This is a genomic window from Vibrio sp. 2033 (assembly GCF_033339735.1).
Map to the genome: position 1 here is coordinate 86,512 of NZ_JAWOVC010000009.1, position 15,787 is coordinate 102,298.

Below are 15,787 nucleotides of genomic sequence, written 5' to 3' on the forward strand. Positions count from 1 at the left end.
TTAATTCGGTTTTCTGACTTATTCGCTAAGTGAATCAAGCGCATTGTGAGCAATCTGATCAAGAATCAATGAAAGCTGCTGAAGTTCCTGGTCGTTGATGTCCGTTAGGAGCTTGCTTCGAACTTGAAGAATTCGAGCCTCCATTTGCTTTAGTAGGGTTTTCCCCTCTTCTGTGAGGCTAACAATACGTGCTCGCTTATCGTGTTCACAGCAATGGCGAACGATCAGAGATTGCTCTTCTAATAATTTTAATGTTCGCATCAACGACGCTAACTCGATCTCAAGCGCTTCAGCCAAATGCTTCTGACTGATGTTGTCACCCATTCGATAAAGCTTCCATAACGCAGTCCAACGCGGATACGTTAGGTTTAAAGGCTCTAACTCGCGATCTGCAACCATTTTCCACAAACGAGCAACACGAGATAATTTTTCAGCCAGAGAAAGGTCTCGCAAACTGTTGATGTCTTGAATCATAAGATCTACTCAATTACTTAGCGTGCTAAGTAATATAAAATAGTTAGCACGCTAAGTAAATATTTTTTTGTGATTGAAATCACGTTAGGTGTGTCAGTGAAGGGGGAGAAATCTAAGTAACACAACACTATGTTTGAATTTGAAATGCAGCGATGTACACAACAAACGTCGAGACCAATAAAGTCTGATTTGTATAAGAGTAAAAGGGTCAGATACAAAAAAGCACAACCCACTGTCATGATGTTGTGCTTTTCAGATAATGAATAATTGGGTTATCCCGTAGTGAGCCAATGATTCATGTTCGCTCAACTAAGAACCGCTGCTTAAAATCCACAAATGCTTCATGGAGCGCATTTTCTTTAATCGGCTTGAGAAGCACGTAATTCGCACCCGATTCCATAAAGGCGTCACTGGTTTCTTTCGCGGTGTCAGCAGTACACGCATAAATTGGCGTGCCTAGTTTTAGCTTTTGTCGGATCTCTTTGGTCGTTTCAATTCCACCAAGATGCGGAAGCTGGTTGTCCATCAGTATCAAATCGTAAGTATGATCTTTTAAGAATTCCATTGCTTCTAACCCATCTTTCGCCCAATCAACCTGCATTTTGTACTTGTTACAAAACGCTTTTAGAATGAATGCGTTAGTATGGTTATCCTCTACCAACAACACTTTGAGACTCTCTGCAAATAGTTCATCTGGCTTAACTCGCAAACTCGAATCAAGAGGGGTGAGTACTCGCTCACGATCTTTCACTGGCATTGTAATGACAAAAGTCGTTCCTAAACCTTTCTGACTGCGGACTTGAACATCACCTTCCAGCATGTCGACGAGGCTCTTCACAATGGTCAGCCCTAAGCCACTGCCACCGTATTCTCGAGTCGTTGTTGCTTCTTCTTGAACAAAAGGTTCGAACATTTGGTCGAGTTTGTCAGACTCGATGCCGATACCTGTATCCGTAATTTCCACGACCAGCACACTATTGTCAGCGCCATAGAACTGCTCAAGTTCAGCATGCAAGCGCACGCTACCCGAGGGCGTAAACTTCACAGAATTACTGACTAGGTTGAATAAAATTTGGTTCAGACGAACTTGGTCAGTAAAGATTTCAACATTGGGATCTATTTTGTTTTCAATGACAAGGTTGACGCCTTTACTTTCACAAATAGGACGATAAATGTTTTCTAACGTTCGAATTGTATCAGTGAAAGAAAACGGGTGCTTTTGGATATTAAACTTACCCTGCTCAATCTTCGAAAAGTCCAAAATATCATTCAAAACAGCAAGTAAGTGCTCACCACTATGTCGAAGTACGTCAATTTGGTTATTCTGCTCTTCTGTTTCCACAGAGTCTTTTAGCAATTGAGCAACCCCTAAAATTCCATTGATTGGCGTTCGGATCTCATGGCTCATTTTAGCCAGAAAGTCGGCACGGGCTTGAGCAGATTTCTCTGCTTCTTTGCGCGCCAAGTTACTCTGTTTTTCCGCCTCAATTAGCGTGGTTATATCCTGACCTTGAACAATAATACCGCTAATATCTCCATCAACTCGAATCGGCGATAAGTTCCAGCGATATACTTTGTCTCCAATTGGCACATTAACGCCTGTCAACGTAGCTCCCTGAGCCGCCATGCGAAGGTGTGGCATCAACTTTTCTTTGAAACCTTTGAACACTGGGTGCATGGTTTCAATATCGTTTTCCATGACTAACTCTTTGCGTGCTGCCGGATTGATTTGGACAAGCACACCCGATTCAGACCACACCATAATAGGAGATAACGCAAAGTTAAACAGGTCGCGGAAAGAGCGCTTTTGTGCTTCAAGCTCTTCAAAAGTGTTTTCTAGTGTCGAACCAATATGATCGAATTCCTCAATATCTGACCCCTCAAAACGCTCAAATCCTTTTTCTTCACGAGCCGAGCGGGTATATGCCATCAGGGATCCTAACTCTTCAACTACACGATTCTCGATCCATTCTTTAGTCATTAGCGCAATCATGACCATACCGATAACTGAGGCTAGCATTGCTAGCAGGTGTTGGATTTGCAATGTCACCACGCTCTGATTGTCTTGCACAGTAAGCAAGCACAAGTCAGTCTCGGCGGCATTTACCTCAATAGGGGTTTTGATGATCAATAATTGGTCAAGCTTGTGCTGGGACTCTCGTCGTTTGAGTACGTCAAATATTTGATAAGCCTCATCTCCTACTAATGAACTTGCCAATGGTGTGTTGTTAGCGACCAACACAACATTGTCGACGTTGCCTTCATTTTTTAACCTTTCCATCAACCCAAAGTTATTATCTAAAACAACAACATTGTAAGAGTACCCCATCACTTCACCGGTTTTAGGTTGTAAAACGGGTACGCGACGAAGTAACAGATGGCGAGTTCCCATCGGGGTCTGTGAGGGTAGATAATACCAGTTGTTGCTAAAGGTCACTTGACTGGCAAGTCGGCTAAGTATCAGGTTGTTGATGCCATAGAAATGCGCGTTGCCATCGTCCCAAATAATACCTTGATGATCGGTTAGGAAACGAAACTCCGGTGTATGGGAAGGATCACTCTGGTCAATACTCATGAAAAAGTAATTGAGTGCCTCTTCATCACGTTCTGTATAAAAATCCAATACAACATCACTTTTCGAATTGCTGTTGTGATGAATCTGAATCGCTGCAAAATGGCTATCAAAAATGTTCAGGATCAGGGCAGAGGTCTGCTGCTTGGTTCGGTCGACTTCCTGCCAAATAATCTGCTTCGAGAAGTAATAACTCTGAACAAAGATGCCTAGAATGATCGGAGCAAGTACGAGAATAATTATTTTGGTAATAAGCGTCGACAGTGAGCGACGCTTTCTTGTTTTTGATGTAGTTGTCATCAATTATCTGAGTATCTAAATGCACGTTTTCTTAATGCTTCAATTCTTTCTGGAGAGTCCGATTTGGTAACGACTTCAAAATCACCAGAGTAAACGGTGGGAACTGGCTTTCCTTCTAAATCCCACTTAATGGCCTCAGCCATTGCAATACCTGTATCATCGTTCATACGCATAACGGTAACGTCTAACTCCCCTTTAGAAAGCGCCTCTAACTCTGCTGAACCGCCGCCCCAACCATTGATCATGACATCATCACGACCTAACTCTTTAAGAGCGTCAACAGCACCTAATGCTACATCGGTAGAACACGCGTAAATGAAGTCAACGTCCGGATACTTCTCCAAACTGGCTTTTGCAGCTTCATACCCAGATTGCTTTGTTGCTTTGGTGTAGTAAGCAGATTGTAGTTCAAATTGATTATCGCGGTTCACTTGGTTGATAAAAGTGTTGCCTCTGATGTCACTAATGTAGCCCTCTGAGAAGTAGAGAACACTATAGTGGCTATGTTTAGGGAAACGCTTGCCAAACTCAACGGCCAATTCACGACTTCCTTCTGCGTGGTCGAAACCAACATAAAGAAACGGCTGATGATGTTCCCAATCCCTAACAGGTGTGGTGATATTTTGTAAAATTAACTTGGTTTTCTTTGAATCTAAGACATGCTCAACAAACTTACGATGTCTTGTGGTATCTAGAGTAAAGATCAAGTAATCGGAGTTGCTTTTCAGCGCCTCCATTAAAGACAAACTTTGCTGCTTTATATCTGCATTAGGACGAGTAAACACTTGATTTAGTTGATAGTCGATATCAAGCTTATCTAGGCGTTTTTCAAACGCATCGATGTTTCGAATCCAATAATCAGAGATCTGCTGCCCTGGATAAACAACAGAAATTTTCAGTGGACGCTTTTTGTCTTTTGCTACGGGTACAGGGGTTTCTCTTACCACTTCAGCCAACGCACTAGTTAACTGCTTCTGTTGTGGAAACTGGTCTAAAAACTCTTGATATGCCCAATACCCATTAAGAACTTGGGTGGCCTGCACATTCGGCGCAAAAGCGGCCATTGAAATCAGGGAGAATACTAACGCTTTTTTCATCTACTGCTCTTTTAGCTTTTTTATGAGCCTAATTCAGCTCTATTCATTACCTAGCCGAGTCATCCTATACTCTTGTAATCTACCTTCCTCTTAGTGCCTGTTTCAATAGTAAATTGGTTCTTGGTCTGAGTGGATACAAATAAAGTACATTGAGTCGCTTCCTTTGTCTCGATAACGTAGAGACATTTCGCGCTTTTCATATTCAGGACCTTTAAACAGAACACCAGCCCATTATGCGTCAGTTTATTCCTACATGGTACTCCAAAAACAAAAAGAAACCGCCAATGTGACATAGGCGGTTTCCGTGTATCTTTGCGTAGCAAGGGCTTATCAGAGTGCCACTATCTCTAACATCATTTGTTGATGTTCGTCGACGACAATATTTGCTTTTGACATAACGAGCAGCTCTTTTTTCGCTTTAGTTAGTTGCTTAATATAGTACTCTGCTCGCATGGCAAGCGTCTTTGAGTCAAAATCCGATGACCATTCCAATACCAAAGGGCCTTTTCCCTTCAAAGCTTTCGCTCCTTTTCCGGTTTGGTGCTGATTGAATCTTCGTTCAACATCATTGGTAACACCACAATACAACGCGTTGCGGTTATTTCGTATCAGGTAGACACTCCAACGCTGCGTTGTATTTTCCATCATGAAAGCAGTGACTCAACCTTAGCTTTTAATTCATCCAGCTCTTCTTTCAGCTGAGCGACTTCGAGCTCTAGCTGACTTACTCGATCGGAGCTCGAGCTTGCAGCAGACACAGGCGCTGCAAGTTCGGACGCATCAACATCACCACAGAACAAATGCATATAACGCGACTCCCGCTTACCAGCCTCACGTGGTAATTTGACCACTAATGGTCCTTTCTCTTCGCTTGCTAAATGCTCAAGGACCGTTTCCACTTCTTTTACATCATGAAATGTCGCGAGACGATTAGTACGAGTACGAATTTCCCCAGGTGTTTGAGCACCGCGCAAAAGCATACAGCATACAATGCCCTTCTCCTGCTCTGTCAGCTTTAAATCACCAAATTCCGTATTACAGAAACGGTGTTGATACTTGCTGACGCGGCTGTTGAACGCACTTTCGTCACTGACGAGCCTGCGCTCAATAAGAGCATCAACGGCATCGAGAACGTCTGACTCAGAGAGTGACATCACGGGATCACGGTTGCTTTTTTGATTACACGCGTTGGTTAATGCGTTTAGGCTGAGGGGGTAAAGATCTGGGGTAGTGACTTCTTTTTCGATCAAGCAACCAATAACTCGTGCTTCAATTGCCGTTAGCTCAACTTTCATAATGCATTTCCTTATTATTTTTGCATTTGACTTTGTACCTAAATCGCTTCGAAATCATACTCCATAAATTCACACAGCAGTGTAAGAAGCGTTAGCGGTTCAGATGTTGGTGTCAGGCTAAAGCATAGCGTAAGACCTGACACCCCTTACGAATAGGGTCAGGTATCAATGCTCCGAGAGAATCGGCACTCTCGTCAAATTGCCATCTTGGTCGACCATCATTATTTTTGAACGATTAAGCTCAACTTCGATGATTTCGAGTTGCTCGCGAGCGTTGATATACGCCGTTTTTAACTTTTCAGCCACAGAGCGAGTGACTTGCTCATTATCTTGACTATTTACTTGCTCCGCAGTGTTACCAGAGTCCATATCAAGTTCATCATTTTGCATTCAATGGTGTTGATAATATAGTGAAGGCCACGTTATGACAATGAATCGATGGATTCTACAATGTTGGCCAAAACTCGAAGAAAGCAGCACGATTATATGGACACAGCGCAATTGGTTGAGAAATGTTCAACTCTGCATTGCTATTGATCTAAAGACTGTTATGCCACTGGATGTTGTGCTTTAATCGAGGAAGATATTCATAAAATTAGGAAAGAGAACTATGAGTAGCGTATTTGAAATCGTTAACCAAGCTCGTCGTAAAAACAAACTAAAACGTGAGCTTCTTGATAACGAGAAGAAAGTTCGTGATAACCGCAAACGTGTTGATCTTCTAGAAAACCTTCTAGACTACATCAAACCAGAAATGACTCACGATGAAATCGTCGCAATCATCAAAAATATGAAAGCAGACTATGAAGATCGTGTTGATGACCACATCATTAAAAGCGCTGAGATCTCTAAAGCACGTCGCGACATCAGCCGTCGCATTCGTGAGCTGACTGAAGAAGACAAGCAAACTAGCGGCAAAAAATAAACGCGTAAGCTAGATTTTCGAACCCCGAGCAAGAATATCTTCCTCGGGGTTTATTTTTGTCTCTAAACTAACCGCCGTGTACAATCAATCTAACTCTTATTCCTAACGCATTCAGCTTTCTATGTCTTCAACTACGACAAGTACACAACCAACGCTTGCAAAACAATTATTTACGATGACCTGGCCAATGCTATTTGGCGTTCTGTCTTTAATGAGCTTTCAGCTTGTGGATAGCGCGTTTATCGGTCAGCTCGGCGTTTTACCGTTAGCCGCTCAAGGTTTCACTCTGCCTTTGCAAATGGTCATTATCGGTATTCAAGTTGGTTTAGGGATCGCAACGACAGCGGTCATTTCTAAAGCTCTTGGGGCGAATGAAAGTCGGTATGCCAAACAACTTGGCGGATTGGTATTGATGATCGGCTCAATTGGTGTCGCTATTTTTGGCGGGCTAATTTGGCTTTTGCGCTACCCCATTTTAGCTCTATTAAGCGCTCCAGAATCTGTTATGCCGATAATCGACAGTTACTGGCCTTGGTGGTTATTAAGCTCATGGACTGGTGCGGTTTTGTATTTTTATTACAGTATCTGCCGAGCTAATGGCAATACAATGTTACCTGGCACAATGATGATGATAACCAGCGGCGTGAACCTTGTGCTCGACCCGCTATTTATTTTCACGTTTGACTTGGGTATTAACGGAGCGGCAATAGCAACCATCGTCGCTTTTGGGTTTGGTATTTTAGTCGTCGCTCCTCGCGTGAAAAAGAATCGCTGGGCAACGACACAATGGCAAGATCTTAACGTAGCCAAAAGTGTTGCATCTATCGGTAACATTATGGGTCCTGCGATGATTAGCCAACTGCTGCCACCGTTGTCCTCCATGCTAGCAACAAAATTATTGGCAAGCTTTGGAACCGCAGCAGTCGCCGCTTGGGCACTTGGTTCACGCTATGAGTTCTTTGCTATCGTTTCGGTCTTGGCGCTGACAATGTCTATGCCTCCAATGGTTGGACGCTTACTTGGAGCAAAGAACTATGAAGATATCCAAAGGCTCGTCAGTATTGCCGTAAAATTCATTCTAGGTTTCCAACTTTTGATTGCTGCCATTACATTTGCCGTCGCAAACCCACTCGCATTATTGATGACAAGTGATGTGCAAGTGGAGCAAGTCTTGGAAATGCATTTACTGATAGTGCCGATCAGTTTGGGTTCATTAGGGGTTTGTATGCTAATGGTTTCTCTTTGTAATGCATTAGGCAAATCTTACACCGCGCTCACTATTTCAGCGCTGCGCTTGTTTGTCTTTTTCCTACCGTGCTTGTGGGTTGGCGCTCAAATGGATGGAATCCGAGGTTTACTCTTAGGCGCTTGTATCGGCAACCTGTTAGCTGGTGTTTCCGCATACCTAACCTATCGCCAAACCATACGCAAACTCGCAGGCGCTCAAGCCAACGCGTAACGATGAATAATCAGAACTAAGCCCCTGAAATGGGGCTTAATCGTTTTGACACCTTGTCTAAGTTGAAATGTTAGCTAGGCGAGTTTTAATTCACTAAAGAGCTCAAACAACTGGTTCGATTTATACGGCTTAGGTAAATAAGCATCCATGCCTGCCGCAAAACAGTTGTGGATGTCTTCTTCCAAAACACTTGCAGTGAGTGCGATAATCATCGTTTTTTCACGTCCTGCTTTCTTTTCCCAACGACGAATTTCTTTCGTCGCGGTCAGTCCATCCATCACGGGCATCATGCAGTCCATTAAAATTGCATCGAATTCTTCTCCCTTTGTGATGGCTTCTAACGCTTCTTGACCGTTGCTTGTTATCAAATAGTCATAACCTGCTTTATCCAGAAAGAAACTCGCTATTTTCTGGTTCATCAAGTTATCCTCCGCAATTAAGATCCTCCGATGAGAGCGCGACGCTCGATATTCAGAGCTGACAACATTATTGGTGACATTGTCACTTGATATAGTCTTTTCAACCTTAGCTAAATCATCAATGACATGCTTAAATCGATTGCCAAGGAAAGGTAATGTGAGTACGGCATGTACTTTTTCTGCATTTTCGTAGGGAGTGGATAAATGATGCTGGCAAATAATCACACGGCGAAGATCGTAATTAAATGATAGATTATCCAAGATTTCATCGGTATTAGCGTCGTTACTGTGGCACAGAAATATGACATCAAAGTCATCATTTATCGCTTGCACTTCATTCACATTATTAACACCAAAGAGATTGATTTTCGCTAAGCGACACTCTTTTAATACTTGGTCGGCGTAGTCGTAATTTGAGCAGATCAAAAGCCCTTTATTAATCACCTCAGAACGCCAGCCAAACACCGGAATTGCTTCAACCTCAATCGAGAATTCAAAGCATGTGCCCACTCCTTTTGTAGATGTTGCTACGAGCTTGCCCCCCATCATCGACACAAGCTGACAACAAATTGCCAAACCCAACCCTGTGCCGCCAAATTGCCTCGACACTCCTTCATCTTCCTGAGTAAAGGGTTCAAAAATCGTGGTTAACTTATCTTGATCAATGCCTATTCCGGTATCTTCTACTTTAAACGTCAGCACTCCACGTTCTTTCTCAGGTAACTCTTCATAACTAACATCAACGCATACATGCCCACTTTCGGTAAACTTAACCGCATTCGATACCAGATTCGTAACTACCTGTTTGACACGATGATCATCGACCATCACGCGAATGGGGATATTTTCAGCTAAATTAATACCTAACTTTAGCTGTTTAGATGTTGCTTTGGATTGGAATAAAATCATCGACTGATACACGACTTCTCGGATATCCGCTTCTACTAGTGACAGCTCCAATCGTCCAGACTCGATTTTAGAGAGATCCAATATATCGTTAAGTAAAGTAAGCAGCGTTTGAGATGATGAGTCAATGTCATCAACAACTTCTTGTTGATGCGAAGACAACTCACTTTGAGAGAGTATTTCTGTCATGCCCATGATCCCGTTAAGGGGCGTGCGTATTTCATGTGACATGTTGGCAAGAAACACAGATTTTGCACGATTAGCCGACACTGCTGACTCTTTTGCATGCAGTATTTCTTCAGTTTGTCTCTGCATTTCTTCAACCACTCGATTCACTTGCTGAGCAAAAATGGTCAGTTCATCACTTCCATCAACTTTGACTTTTGTTTGCTTCTCTTCGGAGTTGATCAACGCGTTTAAAGTATGAATGATCGCATCGAGTTTGCTGTTAACTCGGAACCAAGTACTAAATCCGAGCCAACAAAGCAGGATAACCACTAAGGCGACGCCAAAACTGATCATCGCTATATTGGCCTTTTGTTCATGAACCTGCGTGAGAAGCGACTGCTCAGTTTGTTTGGTGAACCCATCAATGAGCACTTGTAAGCGCTGCACACGAAAATCGAGTTCTTTTAAATACGCGGCGTAGTCACTTTGTGACATGTCTCCTGACATTAATTGTCCGCGAGACGCCAAGTTTCTCTGATATCTCGGCGAAGTAAACAAGCCAAGCAATTTATCCACTTGCTCGTATGACCCACCTAAGTTTAAAAACGCATCCAAATTTTGCTGCTGTCTGTCAATCGCCTGATAAAACATACTTTGACTTAGCCGACTCTTAGGGTCTTGGACTAAACGGTTCGTCAGCCAAGCTTCTTTCTGTGTCCAAAAAGAGAGCTGAGCAAGGTAGGCAATACAATTTTGCATGCGAATGCCATCGTCACTGCCATACCATTGATGATTTTGCAACAAAGAGCGCGACATATTTTGGAGCTGTTGAAATGCCCAATCACCCAGGTCGTCCATCTCACTCAATCTACCTGACAATACCCCCAGCATGGCTTCTTTCAGTTCATCAGCATACTCAGCAGTATTAGGGTTACTCACAAACTTTTGATGCAAAGAAGAAATAACTTCACCTTGTTCTTCAATATTAATGGCTGCAGAGACTTGAAGATCAGGCTGTCGGCGTACTTTCTCTATGGAGTAAATAAAGTGGGAGGCCTTGGATATCAATTGGAAACCTTGAATATTGCTAACCGTTTGATTGAGACGGCTCACGCGCAACGCATTATCAGAAAACTGCTGAACTGCAAACACCACTATTACCACAGCGGGTAATAGTGCGAGGAGTGCTAAGCGTGTTTTTATTGATAATCTCAACATCCATCAGCCTAATGGTTGATTTCATCCGTTTATTTAATATTAGACTAGTTTCTTGCATTGAAAGGCATATACGACATTGTTACTTTCAAACAACATTCACCTACCTAGATTATGGTTATTGTGAGTGTTTTATCATCGGCTAATGAAGTGGCAATTGTGATTCAAGTCATATTTTTTGATCTTAAAGTTGGATGCAAACAATAAAGTTTCACTCACAGCTAAGAGTCGCATCACTTTTCAGGAAATCATCTATTGTATGTTTACCTATTGAGTTGCCTTATCGAGTCAAATCACACAAAAATGCAAAATATCCATTTTTGTCAACAAAACTAATTTGAAAGCAAACGTTATCATCGCAAAAAAAGTAAGTTACTTTCTAAATGTCAATACGTGAAAACCACTGCTTTAGTCACATTAATCCACCACTAACGTCCCCTTAAGTAGTGTTTTACACTGGATTTAATTTTCCTAGCAGAATAAGGACTCCGACCTTAGAATCCGCACACATAACTATTACAACCCGATTACATAACCCACCACACTCTTGCACGCTGCCGAAGAGGCAACAGCAGAGAGTATGGTTAGCCCCCAAAACGTGAAAGGTCTAATACAACAATGAGTCCAGAGAAATATCTCCAAGACTGGCAAACTAGCCAAACGATTGCTGAATCTATTTCCCCTCTAATTGGTAAGCTATATCGTCAAAAAGGAATCGAAGTGGTTCTGTTTGGTAAAACGCTTATTAATGCTACTACTATAGACATTCTCAAAACTCATCGCGTTGCAAGACGTTATACCGGTAACCCACTTTCGCTTGAGCACACGATGCCTATTATTCAAGCGCTTTGTGAAATGAGCATTTCTTCATGCCGTGTCGATGTTGGCCAATTGGCAACTATGTACTGGAATGAACATGACGATACAAGCTCTCTAAACGATTTCCTTATCACTGCACTTGATGGCGCTCGCGACGCAGATTCTTCATTGAAAGCGCGTGATGTGGTTCTTTACGGGTTCGGTCGCATTGGTCGACTACTTACTCGCCTTCTCATTGAGAAAAGTGGTCCAGGTTACCCACTAAGACTACGTGCGATTGTGGTTCGTGGCGGTAAAAAAGGCGATTTGGAGAAGCGTGCTAGCTTGTTGCGTCGTGACTCAGTTCACGGTCAGTTCAACGGTAGCATTGTTATCGATGAAGAGCGTAAAGCACTGATCGTTAACGGCAACTACATCCAAATCATCTACGCAAATAACCCAAGCGAAGTGGATTACTCAGCTTTCGGTATCAATAACGCGCTAGTTGTTGATAACACAGGTGTTTGGCGTGATTCTGAAGGCCTGAGCCAACACTTAGCGTGTAAAGGCGCAGAGAAAGTACTGCTAACAGCACCAGGTAAAGGTGACATCAAAAACGTTGTATTCGGTGTAAATGAGTCGGTAATTAAAGAAGATGACACCATCATCTCTGCGGCAAGCTGTACAACAAATGCAATCACGCCAGTCCTTAAGACTCTGAACGATAAATATGGTGTTCTTTCTGGCCATATTGAAACCGTGCACTCATACACAAACGACCAAAATTTGATCGACAACTTCCACTCTGGTGACCGTCGCGGACGTAGTGCTTCACTAAACATGGTTCTGACTTCAACAGGTGCGGCAAAAGCAGTTGCTAAAGCATTGCCAGAGCTTGCAGGCAAGCTAACAGGCAACGCGATTCGCGTACCGACACCAAACGTATCTATGGCAGTCGCTAATCTAAACTTAGGTGAAGACGTAGACCGTGATTCACTGAACGATTACTTGCGTGAAATGGCGTTGAACTCTGAGCTTTCGGCACAGATTGACTACACCGATTCAACAGAAATTGTATCAACTGACTTAGTTGGTTCTCGTCATGCAGGCGTCGTAGATGGTCAAGCGACTATCGCACAAGACAAGCGTTGTGTACTTTACATCTGGTACGACAACGAATTCGGTTACAGCTGCCAAGTTGTGCACTGTATGGAACAAATGATGGGTGTTCGTTACCAAACATTCCCTCGATAGGTGAACTTTGCTCCACAACGTTAACCACATAGCGTAGCGGACAATATCTCATATTTGTTCTAAATAATAAGCGCCATGCGCATTACTAATATTTTTCCCCGTTTATACGCCTGATCACCCTCAGGCGTTTTTTCGTTTCATTCATTTGACACTCTCCGGACAAAGTGAACGTCAGCATTCATGTTTTGTTCATGTTCACAGCATTAATCTGAGCACATAAATTACAGAGAGGTCATGATTATGAATCGGATTATTGTAACTGCACTAGCACTGATTACCGGCTTTTTTACGTTAGTATTTAGCTTGATCATTGCGATTCCGTTGACCATCGCAGCATTAATTACCGGTAAACGTATTGAAAAGCGCGTAAAGAAAATGCAGAGAGAAATACACGAAGAGTATGAGTTTAATACGGGTAAAGCAGATGCGATTGAAGGTGAATTTGAAGAGGTTCGCCGGTAAGTAAATAAGATTTAGATGAGTTTCTCTCCCCCGACAGCTCCTGAGAAACTTCTTGCTTTCACCCTGTCCTTAAAATGGCAGGGTGCTTTTTTGAAAAGCACAATATTGAATAAGCACCTAGCGGTTTATTGCTTTATCTTTTTGTTGTAGGAGGCTGTGTAACCAGCCTCCCATAAATCACCATCGACACCAGAGTATGGGTTGGATTCTTTCGGAGCGCCGCTTAGGCAAGCATCTTTGCCTTCCTTCTTAATTTCATCGATGTGATTTAAAACAAAGTTAAAGTGTTTAGGATCAGCCTTTTGTAGTAACCCGTACAAAAGGCCAAAGCCAAGCATCGTAAATACAAACAGTTCAAAAAACACCCAAATGCTCTTTGTTGAAAAGAATATCCAAGCAACGCTGCAAACACTGGTCAAAATTACTACTGGAGCTAAATCTACTATTCTTTGCATATTGCTCTCACCTTCTAAACGGTCATGAAGTCTCTACCCCTTTCATAGGGTAAGTAAGAGGAAAGTCCGTTTTTATCCAATAAAGCACTCTCGACTTAATATGCGACACTGTTAGTATTAACGTTAAGTGGCTATCGTTCTCATTATAACAATGCGTTGGAAAGTAGCTTTCACAGCAAATGAGAATATGAACCAAAGTAACACTATTGATAATATTAATTTTAGCAACGTTTAGCGTCAGAATTACGTAAATTGTGTAAGGGTTACTGAGAGTAGACAAAAAAGCAGCCACACGGGCTGCTTTTAGTATTTCTGTCTTGCGAGCTTGTCTATACCGTTACGACCACTCTAAGAGCCAGCAGCATGAGTACTACTCCTGACAAACGATCAATCAACACTGCCTTAGAGCGAATTCTGTCAACGACTTTAGAGCTCGATAGCACTAGGGTAATAAAGGTGTACCAAAGCCCATCCACAACAAACGGCGTGGCAACAATGATCATCTGATTACTCAAATCATTACCGAGCGCGACAAACTGACTGAATAATGCGATAAAAAACAAAGCAATTTTGGGACTTAAAATCGAGATAAAAAAGCCTTCTCGCGCAGACTGGATTACCGTTGTTTCCTCACCTGACTCCAACTTCGCAGCCACACCACCTTTTGAACGCAAAGCATTAAACCCTAAATACGCAAGATATGCCGCACCCACAAGGCTAATCGTCTTGAACAGCATCGGGCTTTGCTGCAAAACAACAGCGAGCCCAATCAAGGTAATAAACGCATATATACCAATGCCAAACGCATGAGCCCAAGCCGTAGCTAATCCATTGATACGTCCACCAGCCAACGAGTGCTTAGCGACAATAGCTAAGCTGGGACCTGGTGACATAGCCCCTAATAAACACACGGTAAAAAGTGATAACCAAACTGTTAGTGTCATAAGAATCTCCCCTCTTTGAAGCTCACTCTATCAACGGAAGAGGTATAATTAGAAATCAAAGTTATTCATACTAATCATGACTTCAAGTCATAGCTAAACGGTGTACGTATTAGCGAATGGAATATTCAGAGATTTGCATTACTGAGCGAATCTCTTCTCGCACCCATTTATGCGCAGGATCCGTGTCGTATTTGGGGTGCCACATTAACCAATATTGATGAATAGGTGTTTCGAGTGGTAATGCTTTATGGGTTAAGTCCCAATGCTTAGCGAGGTTAACGGCAATATGTTCAGGAGCCACCATCAGGTGCTCACTTGCAACTAAGCGATTGATCGCAGCAGAGAAGAATGGAACCTTAAAGGTAACGTGGCGGGTGTGCCCTAGCTCTTTCAATGCTAAATCAGTGTAGGAATCTTTGTCTCCGCCGCCAGTCACTTTGATGTGTGAATATGAAATCAAGTCTTCAATACTGATCTGGTCCTGCTTTGCTAAAGGATGAGAAGATTTCATCAAACAAACTGATGAGTCCTCACCAATTTTAACGCTCGACACACTCTGTGGTTTTTCTGGATACATAGAAGACGCGATATGGATGCCCGTCTCATGAAGTTTATCAAGAAAGTTGGGTTGCCACATTCGATACGCCATATCCAACTGTGGCGCTTGTTGACCCAAGTGAGAGGCAATATCGGGCAATACGTATTGCGCCACGTAGTCACTAGAAGCAATAACAAGCTCACCTTGCCACTGCCGCGGCTCAAAAGGTTGGTCATCGAGTAAATGGTCAAACTCAGCCAGTAATGCATCAAGCTTTGATTTTAACGCTATTGCTCGTGGCGTTGGTATCAGTTGATTACCTTGACGAATAAGCAGTGGGTCACCACACAGATCGCGCAATTGTGCAAGCTGTCGACTGACGGCAGACTGCGTAATGTGCAAACGGTCTGCGGTCCGGCTGACATGACACTCCTCTAAAAGTACATGCAAGGATCTAAGTAGATTCAAATTAATGTTGTTTAACATATTCGCTCAGAAGGGTTTTC

At 42.7% G+C, this 15,787-nt stretch carries 14 protein-coding genes; 4 read left to right on the forward strand and 10 right to left on the reverse strand.

Annotated elements, in window-relative coordinates; all coding sequences use genetic code 11:
* Window positions 1-18: 18 nt before the first annotated feature.
* From slyA to R7P74_RS13670, 6 genes are all read right to left on the reverse strand, one after another.
* Window positions 19-474 carry a transcriptional regulator SlyA gene (gene slyA / locus R7P74_RS13645; protein WP_017635177.1) on the reverse strand — a complete coding sequence of 152 codons (456 nt, stop codon included), beginning with the start codon at window positions 472-474 and terminating at the stop codon, window positions 19-21.
* A 295-nt stretch (window positions 475-769) separates the two neighbouring features.
* Entirely contained in the window at window positions 770-3,346 is a 2,577-nt protein-coding gene (gene luxQ / locus R7P74_RS13650) for a quorum-sensing autoinducer 2 sensor kinase/phosphatase LuxQ (RefSeq protein WP_225474103.1), read from the reverse strand.
* Entirely contained in the window at window positions 3,346-4,443 is a 1,098-nt protein-coding gene (locus R7P74_RS13655) for an autoinducer 2-binding periplasmic protein LuxP (RefSeq protein ID WP_005385634.1), read from the reverse strand. Before R7P74_RS13655 ends, luxQ begins: the two co-directional genes overlap by 1 nt.
* A 330-nt stretch (window positions 4,444-4,773) precedes the next feature.
* A complete protein-coding gene (locus tag R7P74_RS13660; protein ID WP_005373593.1) occupies window positions 4,774-5,091 on the reverse strand; it encodes a GIY-YIG nuclease family protein in 318 nt (105 codons plus the stop codon).
* Window positions 5,088-5,738: a YceH family protein gene (locus tag R7P74_RS13665; protein WP_005373594.1), complete on the reverse strand. Its 651-nt coding sequence runs from the start codon at window positions 5,736-5,738 to the stop codon at window positions 5,088-5,090. The genes R7P74_RS13660 and R7P74_RS13665 overlap by 4 nt, the downstream gene beginning before the upstream one ends.
* A 165-nt stretch (window positions 5,739-5,903) precedes the next feature.
* Window positions 5,904-6,128, reverse strand: coding sequence for a hypothetical protein (locus R7P74_RS13670; protein WP_005385630.1), 225 nt, complete (start codon window positions 6,126-6,128; stop codon window positions 5,904-5,906).
* Window positions 6,129-6,348: 220 nt separating this feature from the next.
* Here R7P74_RS13670 and R7P74_RS13675 point away from each other — a divergent pair, with 220 nt between their 5' ends.
* Both R7P74_RS13675 and R7P74_RS13680 read left to right on the forward strand, forming a co-directional pair.
* Window positions 6,349-6,663: a DUF496 family protein gene (locus R7P74_RS13675; RefSeq protein ID WP_005373603.1), complete on the forward strand. Its 315-nt coding sequence runs from the start codon at window positions 6,349-6,351 to the stop codon at window positions 6,661-6,663.
* A 121-nt stretch (window positions 6,664-6,784) separates the two neighbouring features.
* The gene (locus R7P74_RS13680) at window positions 6,785-8,122 is read left to right on the forward strand and encodes an MATE family efflux transporter (RefSeq protein ID WP_262635583.1); all 1,338 of its coding nucleotides are present in this window, start codon (window positions 6,785-6,787) and stop codon (window positions 8,120-8,122) included.
* A 74-nt stretch (window positions 8,123-8,196) separates the two neighbouring features.
* Here R7P74_RS13680 and R7P74_RS13685 read toward each other — a convergent pair whose 3' ends face one another.
* Window positions 8,197-10,833 (reverse strand): hybrid sensor histidine kinase/response regulator, encoded by a 2,637-nt coding sequence (locus R7P74_RS13685; protein ID WP_318122915.1) that lies wholly within the window; start codon window positions 10,831-10,833, stop codon window positions 8,197-8,199.
* Between the two features lie 615 nt (window positions 10,834-11,448).
* On the opposite strand from R7P74_RS13685, the gene R7P74_RS13690 reads away from it, so the two are divergent.
* Both R7P74_RS13690 and R7P74_RS13695 read left to right on the forward strand, forming a co-directional pair.
* Window positions 11,449-12,882, forward strand: coding sequence for a glyceraldehyde-3-phosphate dehydrogenase (locus R7P74_RS13690; RefSeq protein WP_262606688.1), 1,434 nt, complete (start codon window positions 11,449-11,451; stop codon window positions 12,880-12,882).
* Between the two features lie 240 nt (window positions 12,883-13,122).
* Complete coding sequence (locus tag R7P74_RS13695) at window positions 13,123-13,344, forward strand: hypothetical protein (RefSeq protein WP_104976599.1); 222 nt, start codon at window positions 13,123-13,125, stop codon at window positions 13,342-13,344.
* 125 nt (window positions 13,345-13,469) lie between these two features.
* Here R7P74_RS13695 and R7P74_RS13700 read toward each other — a convergent pair whose 3' ends face one another.
* From R7P74_RS13700 to R7P74_RS13710, 3 genes are all read right to left on the reverse strand, one after another.
* Window positions 13,470-13,799: a hypothetical protein gene (locus tag R7P74_RS13700; RefSeq protein WP_213886158.1), complete on the reverse strand. Its 330-nt coding sequence runs from the start codon at window positions 13,797-13,799 to the stop codon at window positions 13,470-13,472.
* A gap of 329 nt (window positions 13,800-14,128) precedes the next feature.
* Complete coding sequence (locus R7P74_RS13705) at window positions 14,129-14,743, reverse strand: LysE family translocator (RefSeq protein ID WP_005373611.1); 615 nt, start codon at window positions 14,741-14,743, stop codon at window positions 14,129-14,131.
* 109 nt (window positions 14,744-14,852) lie between these two features.
* Complete coding sequence (locus R7P74_RS13710) at window positions 14,853-15,767, reverse strand: LysR family transcriptional regulator (RefSeq protein ID WP_318122916.1); 915 nt, start codon at window positions 15,765-15,767, stop codon at window positions 14,853-14,855.
* Window positions 15,768-15,787 lie beyond the last annotated feature (20 nt).